The organism is Flavobacterium cyanobacteriorum (assembly GCF_002251835.1).
In the GTDB taxonomy this organism is placed as follows: domain Bacteria; phylum Bacteroidota; class Bacteroidia; order Flavobacteriales; family Flavobacteriaceae; genus Flavobacterium; species Flavobacterium cyanobacteriorum.
Map to the genome: position 1 here is coordinate 12642 of NZ_NOXV01000257.1, position 22636 is coordinate 35277.

General features: G+C 42.3%; 12 protein-coding genes. 5 read left to right on the top strand and 7 right to left on the bottom strand.

Translation table 11 applies throughout. The features are described 5' to 3' along the window. Nucleotides 1–11: 11 nt before the first annotated feature. Nucleotides 12–632, bottom strand: coding sequence for an L-threonylcarbamoyladenylate synthase (locus CHU92_RS08595; protein ID WP_094414616.1), 621 nt, complete (start codon nt 630–632; stop codon nt 12–14). A 181-nt stretch (nt 633–813) separates the two neighbouring features. Here CHU92_RS08595 and CHU92_RS08600 point away from each other — a divergent pair, with 181 nt between their 5' ends. Together CHU92_RS08600 and CHU92_RS08605 are read left to right on the top strand one after the other, a co-directional pair. Next, on the top strand, nt 814–1014 hold the full coding sequence (locus tag CHU92_RS08600) for a hypothetical protein (protein WP_094414618.1): 201 nt from the start codon (nt 814–816) through the stop codon (nt 1012–1014). Nucleotides 1015–1026: 12 nt separating this feature from the next. Then, nucleotides 1027–1539: a PRC-barrel domain-containing protein gene (locus CHU92_RS08605; RefSeq protein WP_094414636.1), complete on the top strand. Its 513-nt coding sequence runs from the start codon at nt 1027–1029 to the stop codon at nt 1537–1539. 67 nt (nt 1540–1606) lie between these two features. Here the strand turns inward: CHU92_RS08605 and CHU92_RS08610 are convergent, their stop codons facing one another. The 6 genes from CHU92_RS08610 to ccsA form a co-directional block, all read right to left on the bottom strand. Continuing rightward, nucleotides 1607–3940, bottom strand: a complete 2334-nt coding sequence (locus tag CHU92_RS08610) for an ATP-dependent helicase (RefSeq protein WP_094414638.1) — start codon at nt 3938–3940, stop codon at nt 1607–1609. Nucleotides 3941–4072: 132 nt separating this feature from the next. Next, nucleotides 4073–12442, bottom strand: a complete 8370-nt coding sequence (locus CHU92_RS08615) for a fibronectin type III domain-containing protein (protein WP_094414620.1) — start codon at nt 12440–12442, stop codon at nt 4073–4075. Nucleotides 12443–12747: 305 nt separating this feature from the next. Further along, nucleotides 12748–13584, bottom strand: a complete 837-nt coding sequence (locus tag CHU92_RS08620; protein WP_094414622.1) for a CvfB family protein — start codon at nt 13582–13584, stop codon at nt 12748–12750. Between the two features lie 77 nt (nt 13585–13661). Further along, complete coding sequence (menD, locus tag CHU92_RS08625) at nt 13662–15314, bottom strand: 2-succinyl-5-enolpyruvyl-6-hydroxy-3-cyclohexene-1-carboxylic-acid synthase (RefSeq protein WP_094414624.1); 1653 nt, start codon at nt 15312–15314, stop codon at nt 13662–13664. 38 nt (nt 15315–15352) lie between these two features. Continuing rightward, nucleotides 15353–15946 (bottom strand): glutathione peroxidase, encoded by a 594-nt coding sequence (locus CHU92_RS08630; protein ID WP_094414626.1) that lies wholly within the window; start codon nt 15944–15946, stop codon nt 15353–15355. Between the two features lie 69 nt (nt 15947–16015). Next, nucleotides 16016–19150, bottom strand: a complete 3135-nt coding sequence (gene ccsA, locus CHU92_RS08635; RefSeq protein ID WP_243389576.1) for a cytochrome c biogenesis protein CcsA — start codon at nt 19148–19150, stop codon at nt 16016–16018. Between the two features lie 159 nt (nt 19151–19309). Between ccsA and CHU92_RS08640 the strand changes: the two genes are divergently transcribed. The 3 genes from CHU92_RS08640 to CHU92_RS08650 all read left to right on the top strand — a co-directional run bounded on the left by CHU92_RS08640 (nt 19310) and on the right by CHU92_RS08650 (nt 22591). After that, the gene (locus CHU92_RS08640; RefSeq protein WP_094414628.1) at nt 19310–21250 is read left to right on the top strand and encodes a M1 family metallopeptidase; all 1941 of its coding nucleotides are present in this window, start codon (nt 19310–19312) and stop codon (nt 21248–21250) included. A gap of 68 nt (nt 21251–21318) precedes the next feature. Beyond that, a complete protein-coding gene (locus CHU92_RS08645; RefSeq protein ID WP_094414630.1) occupies nt 21319–22080 on the top strand; it encodes a Rossmann-like and DUF2520 domain-containing protein in 762 nt (253 codons plus the stop codon). Beyond that, nucleotides 22064–22591, top strand: a complete 528-nt coding sequence (locus tag CHU92_RS08650) for a KdsC family phosphatase (RefSeq protein WP_094414632.1) — start codon at nt 22064–22066, stop codon at nt 22589–22591. The genes CHU92_RS08645 and CHU92_RS08650 overlap by 17 nt, the downstream gene beginning before the upstream one ends. Nucleotides 22592–22636 lie beyond the last annotated feature (45 nt).

The following is a 22636-nucleotide window of genomic DNA, read 5'->3' on the forward strand; positions in this document are numbered from 1 at the left end:
TTTTACAAGGTTTACAATATATCGGGGTCGCCCTTACCTTCGCGAACTACTACAGGCTCAGGGCCGGAAAGGTCAATAATAGTTGACGGGATATTGTCTCCGTATCCGCCGTCAATAACTATATCAACAAGATGCTGCCATTTTTCAAAAATCAGTTCAGGATCCGTTGAATATTCCAGTACCTCGTCTTCATCGTGTATAGATGTCGATATAATAGGATTGCCGAGCCTCCGCACAATTTCCAGCGCAATATTATTATCCGGTACACGGATACCTACTGTAGTTTTCTTTTTAAATTCTTTAGGCAGGTTATTGTTCCCGGGTAGTATGAAAGTATAGGGCCCCGGCAGCGAGCGCTTTAATATCTTAAACGTACTTGTGTCAATTTGTTTCACATAATCTGACAGATTACTAAGGTCACTACATACAAACGAAAAGTTAGCTTTTTCAAGCTTAATGCCTTTAATCTGGGCAATACGCTCCAGGGCGCGCGATTTGGTAATATCACAACCTAATCCGTAAACTGTATCTGTGGGGTATATTATAATGCCTCCGTCACGCAGCGTTTCAACAATTTTGCTGATTTCTTTTTCATTGGGATTTTGCGGATAAATTTTTACGAACCGGGCCATAGGATTTAGTTTCAGTGTTTCAGGTTAAAGTTACAAACTTGTATGAGAACACAGTGATAACTAAAGCAAAATTTACAGCTTTCCGCCTCATGCACAAATATATGTTAATCCTGCTGTAGTACCCATATATAATAAATAACTTGGTAGTAACTAAACTATTACCAACTAAAACTTTTGGATTATGGCAGAAATTAAAATTGAAAAGAAAAAACCGGTATGGCCCTGGATACTGCTACTGCTCGGCATTATCGCGCTTATTTACTTCTTATTCTTCAGGGACAGGGAAGCAGAACAAGATGTTATTGAAGAAGTTGAAGAAACAACAGGAATGGTTACCCCGCAAACCGGAGTAACCGGAACCTACACCCATTATCTTACCTAAATGAAAAATACTATGGAAAAGCACAACAAAAATTTATACTATCTTGACGAACTTACTGATTATAAAGTAGCAAGCCATTATGCAGACGTAAGGGGCTGGAAACTTGTAGATGCTAATAACAGGGCTATTGGCAAAGTAGATGACCTGCTGGTAAACAAGAATACCAAGCGTGTGGTATATCTTGATATTGAAGTAGATAAAGATATAATTGAACAAGGTCATGAGCCTTTTGAAAACCGGGCAGAAGGCGGCACGCATGAATATATTAACAAAGATGGCGAAAACCACCTTATAGTCCCTATAGGGTCAGCTAGCATTGACACCTACAATAAACAGGTGCAGACCAACGAAATAAGCTATGATAGTTTCAGGAAGGCCAAAAGGTTTAGCAAAGGCCAGGATTTTGACAGGGGTTATGAAGTGCAGATAATCAATATTTATTATAACAACCCTGACAGCAACCCTGACAACAATGACGATGACAGCTTTTATGAAAGCAGGCATTTTAATGACCGCAGGGAATGAAAAACAAAGGCTGTTTCAGGAATTATACTTTAACGGTAAGTATAATTCCTGAGACAGCCTTATTAATTTAACCTATAACATCAAGCCTTGCAAAACGGAGCAATAACTTCTTTATGCCCCCCACTTCAAATTTTATTTCAGCTTTTTTATCAGCCCCTATCCCTTCCAGGCCAAGTACCTCGCCTTTGCCAAAACGCTCGTGCATTACTATATTGCCAACTGCCAGCTTACTGTCAACTACAGGAGCTGTGCTTTGCGGCGCAGTTCCGCCTACAGGCTTAAGCCTTCGGATGTTAAGGTCTGGCTTTGGTTCATTATCTGTAACCCACCTTGGAGGTGTACTGTTAACAGGCTTGTTAAGGCGCAACTTTGATTTATCTACATCGCCAAAAATATCTGTATCTATCATAGGCTTGTACCTATAATTGTTTTCAGCAGGCGTGAGGTATTCTAAAAACGTATCGGTAATCTCCTCAATGAAACGTGAGGGTTCACTATCAACAAGTTTACCCCACCTGTAGCGGGATTGCGCATACGTTAAATAAGCCTGGTGCTCAGCCCTTGTCAGGGCCACATAAAACAGCCTCCTCTCCTCTTCCAGCTCACTTCGGGTATTCATGCTCATAGCGCTCGGGAAAAGGTCTTCTTCCATTCCTACTATAAAAACATAAGGAAACTCAAGCCCTTTAGCAAGGTGTATCGTCATAAGCGCCACCCGGTCATCATCACCTGTATCTTTATCCATATCGGTAGCCAGGGCTACGTCTTCCAAAAATTCTGATAAAGCTCCCCTTGCCCCGTCAACTTCTTTTTGCCCCTCTGTAAAATCCTTTATACCGTTAAGCAGTTCCTCAATATTTTCAATACGGGCTATACCCTCGGGTGTGGCATCTTTTTTTAGTTCCTGTATAAGCCCCGTTTTTTTTGTAATATGCTCTGCTACATAAAAGGCATCATGGGTTTCGTTGAGTATCTGGAAACTTTTAATCATGGTGACAAAATCCTGAAGCTTGTTTTTTGTACCGCTGTTAAGTTTCAGGTCAATCCTGTCAATATTTTCCATCACCTCAAAAACCGAGCGGCCATAGTGGTTGGCAGCAACGGTAAGTTTATCAACAGTGCTGTCCCCTATCCCTCTTGCCGGATAATTTATTACCCTTACCAGTGCCTCTTCATCTTTAGGGTTTACTACCAGCCTCAGATATGACAGTACATCTTTAATTTCCTTACGCTGGTAGAACGACAAGCCTCCATAAATACGGTATGGTATATCGCGCTTACGCAACGCATCTTCAATAGCACGCGATTGTGCGTTGGTACGGTAGAGTACCGCAAAAGAGCCGTTTTTAAGCTGGTTGCGCATTTTTTCCTCAAATATGGTTCCGGCTACAAAGCGTCCTTCTTCAGCGTCCGTAAGGCTACGGTGCACTTTTATCTTGTTGCCTTCATCATTGGCTGTCCATACTACTTTGTCAAGTTTTGTTTTATTCTTGTCGATAATAGAGTTGGCCGCGTCTACAATATTTTTTGTTGAGCGGTAATTTTGCTCCAGGCGGTATAGCTGCACGCCATCATAATCCTTTTGGAAATTAAGTATATTGTTGATGTTGGCCCCCCGAAACGCATATATACTTTGCGCGTCATCGCCCACCACACATATGTTCTGGTACCGGTCAGACAATGCCCTTACAATAAGATATTGTGAATGGTTGGTATCTTGGTACTCATCAACCAATATATATTTAAACCGTTCCTGGTATTTTGCCAGCACCTCCGGAAAACGGTTCAGAAGCTCATTGGTACGCAGCAACAGGTCATCAAAATCCATAGCACCTGCCTTAAAGCATCGGTCTACATAATTTTGGTATATCTCACCCAGCCTTGGTTTTTTTGACATTGCATCGGCTTCCTGGAGTTCAGGATTGTTGAAGTATGCCTTAACCGTTATCAGGCTGTTCTTGTATGATGATATCCTGCCCAGTACCTGCTTAGGCTTGTAAATATCTTTATCAAGCTGCATTTCTTTGATGATAGCAGTAATAAGGCGAACGCTGTCCTGCGTATCATATATAGTAAAGTTAGAAGGAAAGCCCAGTTTATCAGCCTCAAACCTCAGTATTTTAGCAAATATCGAGTGGAATGTACCCATCCATAAATTCTTAGCTTCACTATTTCCAACAATATCCGCTATACGTTTTTTCATTTCGCGCGCCGCTTTGTTGGTAAAAGTAAGGGCAAGTATATTAAAGGCATCAACACCCTGGCTCATGAGGTAAGCAATACGCATGGTAAGCACCCTTGTTTTCCCTGATCCTGCTCCGGCAATCACAATCATCGGGCCGTCTTTCTGTAGCACCGGTGCCTGCTGTGCTTCATTCAACTGGCTTATGTATTTCTGCATATCTGTCATGAACGCAAAAATAGCGATTTAAAGTGAAAATTTGTTTTGTGTAAATAACCTGTTTTTAAGCTTAGAGCATAAAAAAAGAGCCCCTTCTTTCGAAGGGGCTCCGGCATTATAATTGGTAAGACGTTAGTTTACATTTTTGATAACCCTAAGCGTTTTAACCGTTTCGCCTTGTGTTACAATCAGGTTGTAAACACCGGCAGCAAGGTTTCCGCCCAGTTTTAGGCCAGGAAGCTGTGCAGCTTCTATATCAAGCCTGTCAACTAGTTTACCAGCCATATCATAAACTACGATGTGAATCATTTCCTGGCTTTCTGTTGTAAAGTCAACAGCAAAGGTTTCAGTAAACGGATTCGGGTAAGTAGTTATCTTAACATCATCTTCCTCACCAGCATCAGCCGATGGCCTGCCGGCAGTGTTTGATAATGTTACCTGGCAAGCAGGGCCATACGCTGACTGCGAACCATTTGGAGATATGGTCATGATATCGATAGTTACAGTCGCACCGGCAGGAATTACAACGTTTGAAGGCAAGAACTTCAACCTGAATTCTGTATTGGTACGATCAACTATGTAAACCTGATTAGTAGAGGTCGTTACTCTAAATCTATAGATAGCTACATTATGAACACCATTCGCAAAAATGCTTGTCCTCCTGTTTGCAACAGTAGCTCCACAATCTACAGCCCTAAGCTGCGTTGTTGCAGGGGCAGCAACAGATGTTACAGTACATGCATTTCCAGGAGTGCTTGTAAATCCTGTAGCATTTGCCGTTACTGTAATAGTGAAAGTTACGTTGTAATCAAAGTTGTTAAGCATTTTCAACGTTATATAGTTGTTTGGTGTTGTAATGCTCTGAGTACCCAGCGGAGAAGTCACAGTAAAGGTATAACTTTGCGCAAGGGCAACGCTATTAGCATAGATTAGTTGCCCCGGAGTAACACCTGTTATACCGCAGCTATTAGCCATAAGTTGCGTTGCCGGAAGCGTAGCTCTTGTAGTTACCTGGCATGAACTTCCGTAAGAAGACCATACACCGCCTGCCAATACGCTAACACTTACTGTGTATGTAGTTCCATAAGAATACTGTGGCAGCATTTTTAATGTGAACCATTGCGCAGAGTTATCTACGAAATATGTTCCTTCACTTGAAACCACTCTAAACCTATATGCTGTGGCGCTACTTACAGGATTTGCATAAATAAGAGTACCAAAAGTATCTACCGTCATATTGCAAATTGTTAATTGTGTAGATGGCGGTACTGAAGGTGTAGAAATTCTACAAGCAGGACCATAATCGCTCCATACACCATTCCTGTTTATAGCTACATCAATAGCATAAGTTTGTCCGTAAGTTAAAGTCGCTGGTACTATACCAGAAGGAAGCATGTTCATCCTAAACAGACTATTGCTTGTTGTTACTTCACCTATAACGTTACCATTCCTTACACGGAATCTGTATTGTGCAACATTCGGTAAGGCCGTAGCGTATAAAATTTGGTTATAGCTAGTTAAAACAGCAGTACATGATGAACTTAATAATGTTACTGTTGATTGTGTAGTCACATTAAGCGTATAGTCTTCAAAAGAAGCATTAGTCCCTGTGAAGCAGGCATCAAAAGTAGCGCTTGTAGTCCTACCGCCTATCCTCATCCTGTGGTTGCCCAGAGGAGCAGATTGTGGTATAACAAATGAAGCTGCTGCTGTTGCCTGTGCTGAAGTACTGCTAAACACAGCTTCGCCGGCATCATTAAAGTCAAGGTCATCGTTCCAGTCAACCCAAATTTTAGTAAAGTGGGCTGTTGATCCGTATGACACACTAACATTAAGTGACTGCGTTCTTTCACCTGAACCAACTAATGTTGCATAGTTACCGTAGTTACCTGTTTCAGTAGTTGTAGTATTATTTACGGTACCGAAAGTAACATTAGTAATACCACTACCCGCTACAGAGCTAGGCGCCGGAGTACAGTAGCCGGTAAAGGCTGTTACCGCAGTAGTCCATCCACTGAAGTCTGTAGCACTACAGGCTGAACGAACATAAACACTGTAGTTAGTATTTGGCGTAAGGCCAAGGGTAGTAACTGAAGTACCTGGTACATTGCCACCAAATACAAGTCCTGTAGCACCGCTTCCTGCTCCGCCACTGGTCCTTATCTCATACTGGTAGCCATTTCCAGGAGCCTGTAAAGGCGCTGTCCATGTAGTAGTTACAGATTCTAAGGTACTTGTGGTTGTAACACCGGTAGGTGTATTACATGGCGTACCAATAGTTACTGAAAATGATCCTCTGGAAGCCAGTGTTGTAGAGTAAGCCCTGATATAGTATACCGTGAATGGCGTGAGACCAGAGATTGTTGAAACAGCACCTGTTGAGTTACATCCAATTTGTGTTAATGTACCACATGCACCAGAGTATACCGCATAACCGATAGCTGTTGGTGCCGTTGCTGTAGTAGATACAGTAACACTTGTGTTAGCGCCTGAATTGAACTCAAACCATGTATCATAGTAAGTAGCAAAACTGCTTCCGCAACTTGGGAATGCAACACCTGTACTTGCTGTAGAACAAGCATTGTTAGATGCTGTTGTTGTGCCTACAAGTACTGTCTGCGCATTTGCACATTCGTTATTTATAGCTGCAGGTGTACACGGAGGAGCGCATGTTACGGTAAAGTTATACGATACTGTAGAGGTATTAACAAAAGCAAAAACCAATATATAGTAAGTAGTACCAGCTGTGGTATTTACCTGTACTTCCGAAGACAAGTTTGCTGTAGTACATGCGCTGTTGTCATCATTTCCACCAACACAAGTTAACGCTCCACAAGTTCCGGTATAAACTGCCATCCTGGTATCTGTCTGTGTTGGGCTGCAGGTACTGAATGTAACTAAAGATCCGTTACCTACAAACTTATACCAAACACCTGCGGAATTTTGGGTTGTAATACTTGAAATACCGCAAACAGCCATGTTATCATTTGTTGAGTTTACAGTTGTTCCGGAAATTGTATTTCCACATGACACTGTTATAGCACCAGAACAAACATCATTAGCTACACGTGTAGTAAACGTTACTGCTGTAGTCCAGTTACTCCTGTTATCAGTATCACAAACTGAACGTACATATACAGAATATGTAGTTGATGGAGCAAGGCCTACCAGGTTAGCTGTTAAACCTGTAGCAGTTGAAGTACCAAATAGTCCTGTATCACCACTTCCCGCAGCACCACTAGTCCTTACTTCCCACTGGTATCCGTTTGTCGGAGTCAACTGTGTAGGCGCTACCCACGAAATAGTAGCTGTTGTAGCAGTTACATTTGATGATGCAACACCTGTTGGCCTGTAGCATGTAGGCACTGTTGCAAAAGTAACTACTGAAGTCCACGGGCTAAAGTCGCCTTCACCACATACTGAACGAACATAAACGGAGTGTGTAGTATCAGGAGCCAGGCCTGTAAGGTTAGCTGAAAGGGTATTTGTAGCACCACTGGCTGCAAGGCCTGTAACACCACTTCCCGGATTGCCTGATGTACGTACTTCATACTGATAACCTCCTGACGGAGCAGTTGTTGGGGCTATCCATGAAATTGTTGCCGTATTTGTTGTAATTGCTGAAGAAGCCACACCTGTTGGCCTTGGGCAAGGTACTTTTACAGTAAGGGTAAAGTCGCCCCTGCCTAAGACAGTTGTAGAGTAAACTCTTATAAAATAATTAGTATTTGCTGTTAGCGTAACGTTGTTAGCCGCACCACCAGTAAAGCATGAGCCGGTTACCGGAGTTAAACTTCCGCAAGCTCCAGAATAAAGTATGTATCCTACAGCTGCCGTACCTGTTGGTATAGCTGAAACTTCAAGGGTCGTATTTGAACCTGAATTAAATGAATACCAGCTGTCATAGTAAGTAGCAAAACTGCTTCCGCAACTTGGGGATGCAATATTTGTATTGGCCGTTGCACATGTATTGTTTGTAGCAAGCGGCACACCAACTGTTAATGCTGTGGCAGTAGCGCACTCATCATTAGTTGTTTCAGGTGTACAAGGCGTAACACATGTCATGCTTAACTGGAAATTAACCGTATTGGTAGAACTGGTTCCAGAAGAATATGCATGCACTAATACATAATACTCTGTGCCTATTGTTGTTCTTATCAGTACTTCAGACGATAAATCTTCAATTGTACAGCCTGCATTATCATCATTACCCGCAACACATGTCATGGAACCACAAGATCCGGTGTATACATTTAATCGTGTATCGCCGGATGAAGCCGAACAAGTGCTTAATGTTACATCTCTACCGTCTCCTGTAAACTTATACCAAACACCAGCCGTTGACTGACTTGTTACGCCGCTAATACCACATATAGCCATGTTGTCATTAGTAGCACCTGTAGTTGACGAAGTAACAGAATCTCCACAAGCAATAGCTGTTGCATTTATACAATTATCATTTGCAGGGCGCACTGTAAATGTTGCGCTGGCCCATGTACTTGATTCTTCAGCAGAACATAAAGACCGTACATATACAGTATATGTAGTGCCTATAGTTAAACCTGTAGCAGGATTACTTCCAAGTCCGGTAACTGTACCGCTTGCAGTCAATCCCGTAGCGCCGCTTCCTGCCGCTCCTGAAGTACGTATTTCATACTGGTAACCGTTTGCAGGGTTAGAGTCAGATGCTGTCCATGAAACAAGTGCCGATGTACCTGTTACAACGGGTGTAAGCCCTGTAGGAGGAACGCACGGCGGCGGTGCAACTAAATTCCAGGTCAAAGTAAACGTACCTGAGCCTGAACCCCAACCATCCTGAATCCAGTAAACTGTCTGTGAGCCGTTAGTAGTATTTGTCCATGTTTCGTTAGTTACATCAGTATCCCTACATACAATCTCTGTAAGGCTGCCACAAGTGCCGTAAGCCAGTGTATGGGTATTATCATAAGATGAAGCCGTAATATTTATATTCAATGTATAGTTTTTAGGTACAACAATTGAAAAATAAGCATCAGGCGCAGTAGTAGTGAATGATGAACCACATGATGGCAATGCATCATTATTAAAGTTTACAGTAGTGCCAACATATGGGCTTGTAAGTGTAGCAAGATCCAGCGCTGTAGCACATGTATCTCCAAGGTTATACCTATAGATTGTAGATGTAGCCCAGGCACTAAAATCACCTCCTCCGCATGATGTACGTACATGAAGATAATAAGCAGTACCAGCAACAATAGTCTGTCCGGTTACGGATGTATCTGTAGTAAATGTACCTGAGGCAGGTGGTGTTGCTGATGTAGTAAAGGCATACTCATATCCTGTTGGTGCAGGGCCTGCCGTTGGTGCAGTCCATGAAAGATCAACAGTTAAAGCCGTAGTATCCAGGTTACCAACAGTTACTGCAGTAGGTACACGGCAGGCAGTCTGGGTGGTAAAGCTAGTCTGGTTAGCAGCACCGCAAGCAGGAGCGCCGTTAACGTTCTTAGGCACTACATACCAAAAATATTGGGTAAGGCCATTTAACGCCTGGCCTGCTGTAAGGGTATATGATGTAGTAGTAACATTTGTCAGTAATGTTGTTGGTCCTGACTGTGTCCCTAAATAAATATCATAACTTGTTGCGTATTGTGCTGATGCCCAGTTCAATGTAGGTGTTAAACTTGTTCCTGTAGCTGCGTTAGCCGGAGAAGAGTTAGTTGTACAAGAAGGTACAGGGCTAAATATACAAATAGAGAATTGGCTGTTATCAACAGGGTTTCCGCTTGTTCCTGATGGATGCCTGTAAACCCTTACATAGTATTCCTGTCCTGCTACTGTTGTAAAAATCACCTGTTCAGTAATTCCTGTAGAACCATTATTAATACAACTAATAGGATTTAATACCAAATCATTTCCGTTGCAGGAACCTGAAGTTATTGAATAAGCCTGAACAGCAACATCAAAGCCCGGAACAGCAGTAACGGTTGCGCCGTGAGTAGTAGATGTTGCAGTAAACTTGAACCAAACATCATTAACATTTGTTGCTGCACCGGTACAAGTAGGGGCTACAACACCATTACTAGTAGTAGTGGTAGCATTTAATATACTTGTGGTACTTGGTAACATTGAATCAGTATACGGCGTACATGTTGTTCCGCTTGGTGTCAGCGCCACAGCGCCACATGGGTCATTATTTGACGGAGGCGGTACCAGCGTGCTTGCACATATTGAAATAAGTGGGGTGGTACCATTACCAGAACTTGCATGGTAAACCCTTACATAATACGTTTGCCCCGGAGTTAAACCTGTGGCACTTATGGTCTCTGTTAAGCCGTTTCCAAAAGCATTTGAACAGGCTACTGAAGTTGTACCTGCATCACTGAACAGTTGTAGAACAGCGTCATATCCGCCACCACCAAATGCCTGGATTGTTATATTAGGGTCTGTAGCTACAAACTGGAACCAAACATCATCATCTGCACTACCGGGTGTAGTAGCAGTACAGGCAGTTATACCTGTAGTTGCTGTAGCGCCCGATGTATTGTAATATGTATTACAGTATGATGTACATGGGCCTACGTTTAAACTAAGCGCAATAGCGCCTGCCGGGTCGTTATTTACCGGAATAGTTGAGGCCGGTGGTACATAGGCAGTATAGGTTCCGGGCGTAAACAATAAACTTGTATTACATTGTGGCGGAACGTTAAGGTTATTTACAGCGGTTGCTGCAAAACTCCTCGTATTTGCCAGCTGCTGTGAAGTAAGGTTACTTGCATTTGCTGTAACTATGTTCTCGCCATTTAAGCCTGTAGCATAGCTATATGTGGTGTTTAATGTTCCGTTAAATCCTTCCATAGTTCCATAAACAAACTCAATATTATTTGATGTTTCATAGAACTTAACCTGGAAATTAAGGTTAGGGCCTGCATTTTGGAAAACTTCCATACCTGCCCACTCTATAGTGAGCACCCTGTTAGGGGAAACTCCACTAACAGCATATTTTATAGGTGCATTAGATGCCTGTAATGAAGCCACAGTATTGGGGTTACCCGGTGTAACAAGGTCAGCCCAAAAAGGTGCGATTACACTTTTCCAGGTACCGGTACTACCAATACCAGTCGTAAAAGCCGAATGTGATGAAAGTGCCGCATTGCTCAAAGTTACAAAACCGTTAACATGGGCGCGGAAACCTGTAACACTCGTTCCCCTGTAGGTAAATGGAAAAGGGAATGTTACCTGTGTACTTGTATTTTCATCGGTTTGCCAGGATGAGTTAACAGCTGGGGTTGATGATGTTGTACTCCAGGTAAACGTATTACCTGTAGCCATTATTGAGTTATAAGTAACCCCTGTATTACGGGCAACATCATAAGTACAAACAGTTACTGAATACTGTACAGCACTCGTATAAGCTATTTGCGATGAGTTGGTACAGGTTACCCGAAGCCTATAGAAGCGGTTGCTGCTAAGTGCTGGTGGTGTGTAGGTGGTAGTAGTTGCACCTGTGCCTCCAACAGCATTAGCCCACGCATCAGCAACACCGTTGTCATCAGATTCTTCCCACTGGTAAGTGATGCCCAGATCATTTGAAACGCCAGTAGCTGTAACAGCAGGTGGTGTACCACCCGAACAGACTCCAAATGATGCCGGAATAGTTCCCGCAACAGGCGTTCCTGAACATTGTACAGGCGGCGTAAAGGTATAGGTCCTTCCCGCAGTAATTGCATCTGTATTATTAGTTGTAAATACTGTACTCGATGCAGTGTTGGTAGCAGCAACAACAGTATTAAACACGGTAGCGCTTGTTGCAAGACCAATGGTGGCACCACTATTAGTTGAATTGATTACCATACCATTGCCATAAACAAACTGAACTACATTTGTAGTTTCATATAGCCATGCCTGAAAACGTGCATTAGCGGCGGCAGATGAAGAACGTGGAACAGTAACGAACCATTCAATGATACGAATCCTGTTAGGGGCGGTACCAATGAGTACTGTATGAACCCTTCCGCCTCCCGCATTTGTCCCTGTATGCAAATCATCCCAGTAAGGCATTATAACAGGGGAGGCAGTAGCAGCGTTAGCAGCACTATTAGTCCACTGATCTGTAACAACTGTAGCCCCAAGCCTGACCAAACCATTGGCGTTTGCAGAAAACTGGGTGTAGTTAGTGCCGGCGTAGTTAAACGTAAAACCAATCGAAGTTACAGCAGAGACACCGTCATCACTTGCTGAAGCTACAAGCTGCGCTGAACCTGACATAGGATCAAGCGTACCTGAAGTTCCGGTTGCAAAAGAATAGCCGGACACTGCCTGTGCATAGCTAAACTGTGTACTAAAAGTTAATAAAAATAAAACAAGTGCGGCATAAGCCCAGTGTTTCACTTTGCCCGTTGAGAGCTGACTTCGCCCTGGTGGAAACGTGAAACCAACATTTCCTGCGGATGCCTCCCGGGCACGCACACAGGATTTGGTACAGACAGACAAGCCCGTATCCAAAATTTGGTAGTTTTGGTTCATATATAAATTATTTTAAATAGTAGTTAAAGATACTCACCATTGTAATAACTTTATATATTAACTTAATTTTTAATTATTTTATAGATAATTATTCAATAGACTCAATTAATATCAGTCATTATACGTTATGTTAATATTTTGTTAAGGATAATATAAAATTTTGCACTTTTTTTTAATCATACTTTTCCCTGGAAAAGTTTATAATCAGGATTAAAAATGCAGAAATGTGTACTTTGGTATATAAAAGTAAAACACGCTTTGTTATATACCAAAGCGTGCCATGACGGTATTTTGGATAAAGTGATTTACCTGTTATGATTCAGGTAAATACCATCGTCTTTTATTTCAATTAGCCTCTGCCTGTACAAAAGGCCGACGGCTTTTTTAAAACTCTTCTTGCTCATTTTAAGGACAGTCTTTATATCCTCGGGATGGCTATTATCATGAAGCCTTAAAAAGCCGCTATTAGCTTTCAGTTCATCAAGTATTTTAGAGGCATTGGGTTCAATGGCATCAACGCCGGTTTTATAAACAGAGACATCAATTTTATTGTCTTCCCTAATCTGCTTGATATACCCAGTAATCCGGTCACCGGTTCTCAAATCATCATACACTTCATCTTTATACACCAGCCCTTTATGCTGCTCATTTATAATCACATTTATACCTAGTTCTGTAATATGCGATACAATAAGGTCAGCTTCATCACCTTCTTTAACCGTAAGATTGTCATTGCTGAGGAACTGGTTTATCTTACTTGATGCCACTAGCCTGTTGGTTTGCGGGTCCAGGTACATATACACTAAGTAACGCCTGCCCTGTTCCATAGGCCTTGCCTGTTCCCTGAAAGGCACAAAAAGGTCTTTTTCAAGGCCCCAGTCTAAAAAAGCACCGAATTTATTGGTATAATTTACTTTTAAAAGAGCAAATTCGTGAAGGTATATTAACGGCTCCAGTGTGGTTGCCACAGGCCTTTCCTCATGGTCAAGATATACAAAAACCATGATCTCCTCTCCTATTTCATACCTGGCAGGAACATATTTATTAGGCAAAAGTATATCCTCCTGCCCGTCTGTTAAATAAAGGCCTACCTGGGTTTCCCTGGCAATTCTCAGGGTATTGTATTTGCCTAATGCAATCATGAAAAATATTTTAGGCAGCAAAGTTAGTAAACAATGATGCTACAGTACTATGAAGATAAGCTTAAATATGAGTAATGTTAAACTAGCTCCCTGAAATATTGCAGCAATATCCTGTCATTTTCTGTTGTAGGTGTAAAAACTTCCAATATTGCAGGAGAATTATTTTCTGAAAAAAGTACCTGCAACTGGTCTTTCAGCCTGATTTCGTTATCAGCCGCATAATATTTAAAACCATACATTTCTGCGAGATACCTTGCGTCCAGATGATGCATGGTTTCAAAATAGGTATTGAAAACGGGTGTTTCGTTATGTCCTGGCAGTATCCTGAAGATGCCTCCGCCCCTGTTATTGATAATAATTATTTTAAAATTATTCGGGATGTAGTTGTTCCACAAGGCATTGCTGTCATAAAAAAAGCTTATATCGCCTGTTATAAGCACCGTAGGTTTTCCACTACCTGCCGCTGCTCCAATAGCTGTAGACGTGCTTCCGTCAATCCCGCTGGTGCCGCGGTTACAAAATACTTCAATAGTGGGTTTATTCTCAAAAAGCTGCACATAGCGTATAGGCGAACTGTTGCTTACCTGTAACTGGCAGCCATCAGGAAGTGCAGGAAGTATAATTTCAAAAGCCTTAAAATCAGAGAAAGGTATTTTTGCCAGATATTCCAGATGTTTTTCATTCCTTTCAGCTTTCAGCTTTAAGGCCACTTCTCTGTAATCGCTTTTTTTCACAGGTGCCTCATAAAGCTTGGTAAAAATATCGTCTGGCTGTGCTAAAATATGTTTTGTAAGTGCGCCAAAAGTATCATAGGCCCGTAATGTGTCAATATGCCAGTGCCGGGCCGGCCTGTAGCTGCGCAGCCACGATTTTACACGCTTGGAAATTATCATTCCCCCAAAAGTGATAAGTATATCAGGCTGCCAGGCCTGAAAGTCATCAGGGGTGAAGGGCGTAATGATTGTATCGATATTGCTTATAAATGAGGGATGATGTAAATTAGATATTGTTTCTGTCATTACCACTACCGACGGGTCTTCAGCCAGCATTTGCTTTACCTCACCCGAAATTATGCCGGGATAGTCAGACCCTGCCAGAACAAGCTTTTTAGCTGCAGAACCCCACAGCTGCTTAAGGGACTCAATATCTTCAGCCATTGCTTCAGCCGGTGGCTTTTGCGTTATAAGGGGGGTTACCAATGCCTCATTTACTGTTTCATAAAGCGGCTCTTCAAAAGGTGCATTAATGTGCACAGGCCCCCGCAACGCAGAAGCAGTATCTATAGCCTCATTTATCTTCCTGTCATTTTCAGGTGATGCTTCCTCGAGCAGGTTGGCATTATACAGTATATGATTGGCATAGACGTTTTCCTGCCTTATAGTCTGGCCGTCTCCAATGTCAATTTTATCATGTGGCCTGTCGGCTGAAATAACAACAAGAGGAATCTGACTGTAGAAAGCTTCAGCCACAGCCGGGTAATAGTTAAGCAACGCAGAGCCCGAGGTACAAACAACCGCCACAGGCGCTTTTAACTGCTGGGCTATACCAAGGGCAAAAAAGGCGGCACAGCGCTCATCGGCAATACTGTAACAGTTAAAATAATTATTATTGGCAAAGCCAATAGTAAGCGGTGCATTACGGGAACCGGGAGAGATAACAACATGTTTAATTCCTTTGGCCCTGCATATTAGGATTATGCTTTGGGCCAAAGGTATTTTAGGATAGATCATCTGATAACAATTTTGGCCATAGGCCTGTTGTGCATTGACTATGAATTGATCCAGTCAATGATTTCCTGGTCGCCAGGAAGTGTCCTTGGGCTTACCACTTTCTCAAGCTGGCCTTTTTCATTTATCAGGTATTTCTGGAAGTTCCACTCCACTTCACTGTCCTGCAGCCCGTTTTTGCTTTTCTGGGTAAGGAACTCGTATATGGCAGCTTTATCTTTGCCTTTAACAGTAACTTTGCCCATCATAGGGAAGGTTACGCCATAGTTGCGCTCACAAAAAGCGGCGATCTCTTCATTAGTACCGGGTTCCTGCCCTGCAAAATCATTAGACGGGAAACCAACTACAACAACACCCTTATCCTTATACTCTTTGTAAAGTGCCTCAAGATCTTTGTATTGTGGTGTTAATCCGCACTTTGATGCCGTGTTCACAATAATAACCTTTTTGCCCTTAAGTGTTGCAAAATCAAACTCTTTGCCATAAAGGTCTTTCACTTTGAACTGATAAATGTTTTGTACTGACATGTTTTCTGGCTTTTGTGTGGGTTTAGCTGTTTTAGCTTTTGTTTGCGCCTGGTTTTGGCAGCTTATCATGAGCATAAGGCCGCTCATAAGGATTACTAATTTCTTCATATGATTTAATTTATAATAAAATTACACAAACTGTTACTATGAACAAAAAGTCAATGTTACTGACTGTTGTTATTTTGCTTTCTTTAAGTATTTGCGGTATTTAAAATAGGCAAATGCACCTATTATAAATACACCCGCTGTCATATAATAAAAATAGGCAGGTGTGGCCTTTTCACCCTGAGCATAAGAGTGCAGGCCCGTAAGATAAAAGTTTACGCCAAAATATGTCATAAGGATAGCGGCAAAAGCCAGCACACTAAAGAAATTGTATATCCAGGTGCCCCTTAATGCCGGTACAAAACGCATGTGTATAACAAAGGCATAAACCATTATACTTACAAGGGCCCAGGTTTCTTTAGGGTCCCAGCCCCAGTAGCGCCCCCAGCTTTCGTTAGCCCACTGCCCGCCCAGGAAGTTGCCTATGGTAAGCATAACCAGGCCAACGGTAAGCGCCATTTCATTAATATAAGTTATCTCTTTTATATTAAGCTCCATTTTCTGCTTGTTGCTGCTGTTTGTCATTATCATGAGTATCATGGCTACAAGGCCAAGTATCATGCCTAATGCAAAAGGCCCATAACTACCTACAATAACTGCTACATGTATCATCAGCCAATAGGAGTTAAGTACAGGTTGCAGATTTGCGATTTCTGGGTCGGTCCAGTTCCAGTGGGCAACCATAAGTATTATTGAAGCTACAAAAGCAGTTGACGCAACTGTAAGCTGTGATTTCCTGCCAAATGCAAGGCCGAAAAACATAGTAGCCCATCCTACATATATTACTGATTCATAAGCATTGCTCCATGGCGCGTGGCCCGATATGTACCAGCGTGTAATAAGTCCCGCTGTATGAAGCAGAAACAGTAAACTTATAATAATATGCATGGCATTGACAGCGATTCTTATCCCCCTACGGTTGTTGAATATTTTGATAATAACAAAAAGAATCATCAAGAGCCCCGCATACATATAATATGAGAACAGCTTTTTGAAAATGTCATACTTGTTATATAAAATTTCAGCTTCAACCTTATCTTTATGAGGCATTACTTCAGCGCCATATTTTTTCTGGTAATTGGTAAGCCCTTCCAAAAAGCTGTCAGCAAGTTTATAATCCTTATTCTGCGTGGCATTGGCCAGCTCCTGGAAATATGCGGGCATAACATTCTTAATGCGGTTAAGCTCTTCATTTTTTAGCGCCTCAATTTCAGGGTAAGCCACCCACTTGTTGTTCATATCGCCCGGTATGGGGTACACTTTAAGTATCTGCCCCGTAAGCGCCGAATATAACAGGTTGATACGCTTATCTATATCCATAAAATCCTTCTGGAACTGGTTTGGCACAGGCTCCCTGTAAGCCTCCTCCAGCAGCCTGCCCAGCTTATAATTTCCTGCTTTATCAAAAAAATCTGCCAGCGAGGCATATTTTACCTGCTTATCCAGCCCTGCTATTTTCCTCAGGCTGTCATTACCCCTTTTTAGGTATATTATGGGTACGTTATACCAAACCTGGTCAAACATTGTCATGGATATAAAAACCTGGTCGGCATTCATACCTTTATACGTGTCGCTCTTGCTTACTTTCCTTAATAATTCCGAGGAGAACGTATTTACCGGCTTCATACGCCCACCGGCATCCTGTATGATGATACGGCCAAATTTAGCCGCATGGGCATCATCAACCTTGTATTTCAGTATTATAGAATCAAGCTGCCGCTCCGTAGGCTTCTGGTGTACATGGCTTTGCGCAAAAGCGCCCATGCTGAAGAATAAGGCTGTAACAGCAACCAGTTTTGCTTTTTTCTGTTTGATAGCTTCCAGTTTTCGTTTCAGGTCGCCAAAACGTGTATTTTTATCAAAAAGTATAGCCATAAGGCCAATGTATAGCAGGAAATAACCTACATAGGTAATCCATGTACCCCAAAAATCATGATTAACCGACAGCTTTGTCCCAAGCTCATCAGGGTCGAACCCAGCCTGGAAAAAGCGGTAACCACGGTAATCAAGCACATTGTTCATATAAATACGGGTATCAAAAGTTTTGCCCTGCTCTTTATCCTGCACGGTAACCTTGCTTTCAAAAGAAGAATAGCTTGACTCTGTACCGGGATATTTTTCGGCAATAAAATCATTTAGCTTTATGGCAAAAGGCAGCTCGTATGTTTTGCTCCCGTAAATCAGCGTATATTCAAGGCTGCCGAGCTTAAAGGATTGTGGTATGCCCATTTTACCTTTTCCGCCCAGCAGTGTAACTTCCTTTTCCCTCCCCTCAGATCTTACCGTAACGGTAAGTGCAGCGTCATCTTTAGTTTTATAGTCATTATTCGATTTGTAGGTTATAATACCTTTTATAGCAGGTTCAGGAAAAACGAAACGGGTGCCTGCCATGGTATAGAGGGAGCGGAACATAAGCGGCTGTGGCGCATCTTTGGCAACAGTTCCCTGCTTCTGGTCAGCCATACGCATGTAATTCCCTTCAAAAGGAGACTGTATGGTATAACTATCGCCTTGCTTAATAATACTGATAGCGCCTGCGGTAGGCTTATTGAAAGCAAAGAGAATGTTATGGATATTCTGCACCTCGCCTTCTTTCAGGTAATGCTCGTGGCGGCCTCCGTCTCCTGCCTCAACCAGCTTTATGTAATGTACGCCTTTGTCATCCTGCTTTATTACTTCTTTAGCCCCCATGATATACTCTTTGAAAGAAACTTCAAAAGGAATATCATTGAAGCTATTACTGATGGTAAAATCGTTATCGGCTATTGGTGAAAGCAGTAGCGGTTTCTCAAACGTGCGTCGCATTACCTGTCCTTTATAATCACCGTCAACCATTACGGTTAAGTAAGCTTTGTCAGAATAAAAGTGGCTTGAGCTTTCGCCTTCCCTTATAGGCATCATGCCTTCATAGCTGATGTAGCGGGTAACAAATGCCCCGATGATAATAAGAATAAATGACAAATGAAGCAGCAGGGTGGCCCATTTTTCCCGTTTGTGCAGCTGGTACCTTTTTATATTCCCTATAAAGTTAATAACAAAAAGCAGCATAATGGCCTCAAACCATTTTGCATTATAAATATACAGGCGCGCCGTATCGGTATTATAGGCATCTTCTACAAATGTGCCTATTCCCATTGCCAGGGCAAAAAGCAGGAAAAGTACAGCCATTAAGCGCGTTGAAGAAAAGAACGATAGTATTTTTTCCATGAGTACGGAACCTTGTATTTAAATTCATGCAAAAATACTTAAAAGTCCCCGTAAAAAACCTGTTTACAGGATTAAACTTTACAGCAGAAAATAAATTATAACATTCGTTTAATTATAAGGCTAAGTCAATTATATTTGAAGCAGATAAATTTTACAACAATGACAGATTTTATTTTAAAAAAATCATATAAAATAATAATTCTCCTTGGAATTAGTGTTTCGGTATGGAGCCAGGAAGTGACCAAAAACAACCAGTCGTTATTTGATGATGTCATGTACAGGCGCGGCAACACCTACCGCTCAGCATCAGGTGTGCCGGGGCCGGAATACTGGCAAAACAGGGCTAACTATGCCATTGAAGCGGAACTTGACGAAAAAACAAGAACCATAAAAGGCAGGCTGTCCATGACCTACATAAACAACAGCCCCGATGCTTTAAATTATATTTGGATGTACCTGGAGCAAAACCGCTTTACTGAAACCTCCAGGGGAACACTTACCACTCCCCCTGCCGGAAGCCGGTATGATGGCAATACAGATGGCGGCTTTACTATTACCAATGTGTTGGCCAAAACCCAAGGTAAAAGCGAATCAAAATACCTGATTAATGACACGCGAATGCAGGTATTTCTAAACAGCCCAATAGCCCCTAAAGGCGGCAAAGCAACAATTTCAATGGAGTTTGAATTTAAAATTCCTGACGAAGGCATGGACCGTATGGGCCAGCTGGAAACCGAAAAAGGCACAATATACAGCATAGCACAATGGTATCCTAAAGCGGCAGTATATGACGATGTAAACGGGTGGAACACCGAACCGTACCTGGGTGCCGGCGAATTTTACCTTGAGTATGGCGATTTTGACTACAAGATTACCGCACCTTATGATTATATAGTTGCCGGGTCAGGCGAACTTGTCAATGCCAAAGAGGTACTTACCAAAACACAACTGGGCCGGCTTGGGCAGGCTGCAGGAAGTGATAAGACCGTATTTATAATAACACCTGAAGAAGCAGGTAATGCGACTGTTACAAGGCCTGTTCAGAATGGAAAACTCACATGGCACTTCCGGATGAAAAACACGCGAGATGTAGCTTTTGCGGCATCAAAAGCTTTTGTATGGGATGCGGCACGCATCAATCTTCCGGGTGGAAAAAAAGCTATGGCACATTCTGTTTACAATACTGAAGTAGCGGGCAATAAAGCCTGGGGCCGTTCTACAGAATATACCAAAGCCTCAATAGAGTACTACTCTGATAAATGGTTTGTGTATCCCTACCCTAACGCTGTTAATGTGGCCTCGAATGTAGGGGGTATGGAATATCCGGGTGTATCCTTTTGCAGCGCCAGAAGCGCCGGCGCAGACCTTTGGGATGTTACGGACCATGAATTCGGGCACAACTGGTTCCCTATGATTGTTGGCTCTAACGAAAGGCGCCATGCCTGGATGGATGAGGGCTTTAATACCTTTATCAATTACTACAGCACCCTGAATTTTAACAATGGCGAATACCCTACTGACATCGCCAAGAGCCGCAACCGGGTGCAATGGTTTAAGTGGAAAGGCAGGGAAAGTATTGCTACTTATCCTGATGTGGCAAAACCTGTCAACCTTGCCTTTACAGCTTACTATAAACCGGCAACCGGACTGATTATCTTACGGGAATATATACTGGGTCCCGAACGTTTTGACAATGCTTTCAGGGCGTATATCAGAAACTGGGCATATAAGCATCCGCAGCCGAGCGATTTTTTTAATGCCATGGAAAATGGTACAGGCGAAAACCTTAACTGGTTCTGGAGGGGATGGTTCCTTGGAAATGAAAACATAGACCTTGGTATAACAAAAGTTAAAGATAACGGTAACTCCGCCACCATCACGTTTATTAATAAAGGCGGGATACCTATGCCTGTAGTATTCAAAGTCGTATATGAGGATGATACCATAGAGACCCGCGCGCTGCCTGTGGAAATATGGCAGCGTGGTAATGAATGGGATTACCTTCTTATATCTACAAAAAAAATACGTGCTCTTGAGATTGACCCTAAACGTTTATTGCCCGATATCGACATTACAGATAATACGTGGATAAAAGAATAAGCCTGAGCTCTCATAATCAATGCCATTATTAATTTCTTAATACTGGCATTTTTTAATAATTTAGCCAAATGATAAAAGTAGTGGTACTTGGTTCCGGTAATGTGGCGCAGCATCTTATTTCGGTTTATAAAGCTGCCTCAGGTATAGAACTGGTGCAGGCTTTTGCAAGGAATACAAGCGCGCTTGAGCATTTACTCCCTGAGGATAATATAACCAGTACATATACGGGCCTTGCCGAAGCTGATGTTTACATTATTGCTGTTACTGACAATGCGGTAGCCGGAGTGTCTGGAGCGCTTCCATTCAGGGACAGGCTTGTAGTACATACCTCCGGAAGTATGCCCATGGGAGTATTATGCGGCACGAACCGCCGGGGGGTGTTTTATCCGCTGCAGACATTTTCAAAGACAAAACAAGTTGATTTTACTACAGTCCCTTTTTGCATAGAAAGTGAAAACGATGAAGATTATAAACTTCTTTATCGGCTTGCTTCAGCGGTTTCAGGCAGCGTGTACCGTATCGATTCCCTACAGCGTAGGGCCCTTCATGTAGCCGCTGTTTTTGTAAGTAATTTTACCAATCATTTATATAAAATAGGCATGGATATCTGCCTTGAAAATAACATACCTTTTGATATACTAAAACCACTGATACTGGAAACCGCAGATAAAATCAAATTGCTGGCCCCAGGAGAAGCGCAGACAGGGCCTGCCTTGAGAAATGATACTCTTACCCTGGAGAAACACATGGATTTTCTTAAGGAAGAAAACCTGAAAAAAATTTATACTCTACTAACACAATCAATACAGTTATATGGCGGAAAGCTATAAAGAAATACTGAACAATATCACCACATTTGTATTTGATGTGGATGGGGTTTTGACCGACGGTACCATACATGTTGCCCCCGATGGTGAAATGCTCCGTAAGATGCACATACGCGATGGCTATGCCATGAAAGCCGCCGTGGAAAATGGCTATACGGTTTGCATCATTTCAGGCGGTAAAAACGAAGGAGTGCGTATACGCCTGAGAAACCTCGGAATAACAGATATTTACCTTGGTGTACCCAATAAAGTAGAAACCTTTAACGAATTTACCGATATTTATAATATAAAGCCGGAACAGGTGTTATATATGGGCGATGATATCCCCGATTTTCATGTGATGCAGCGGGTAGGCCTTCCTGCCTGCCCACAAGATGCCGCGCCGGAAATCAAAGCCATAAGCAAATACATTTCGCACATTAATGGCGGGCAGGGCTGCGTCAGGGACGTTATCGAGCAGGTAATGAAGGTACAGGGAAAATGGATGGAACACTTTAATGCCCGATATGATTAATATAATGAAGTGGTTTAAACTTATTTGTTAAATAAAAAAGGGTTG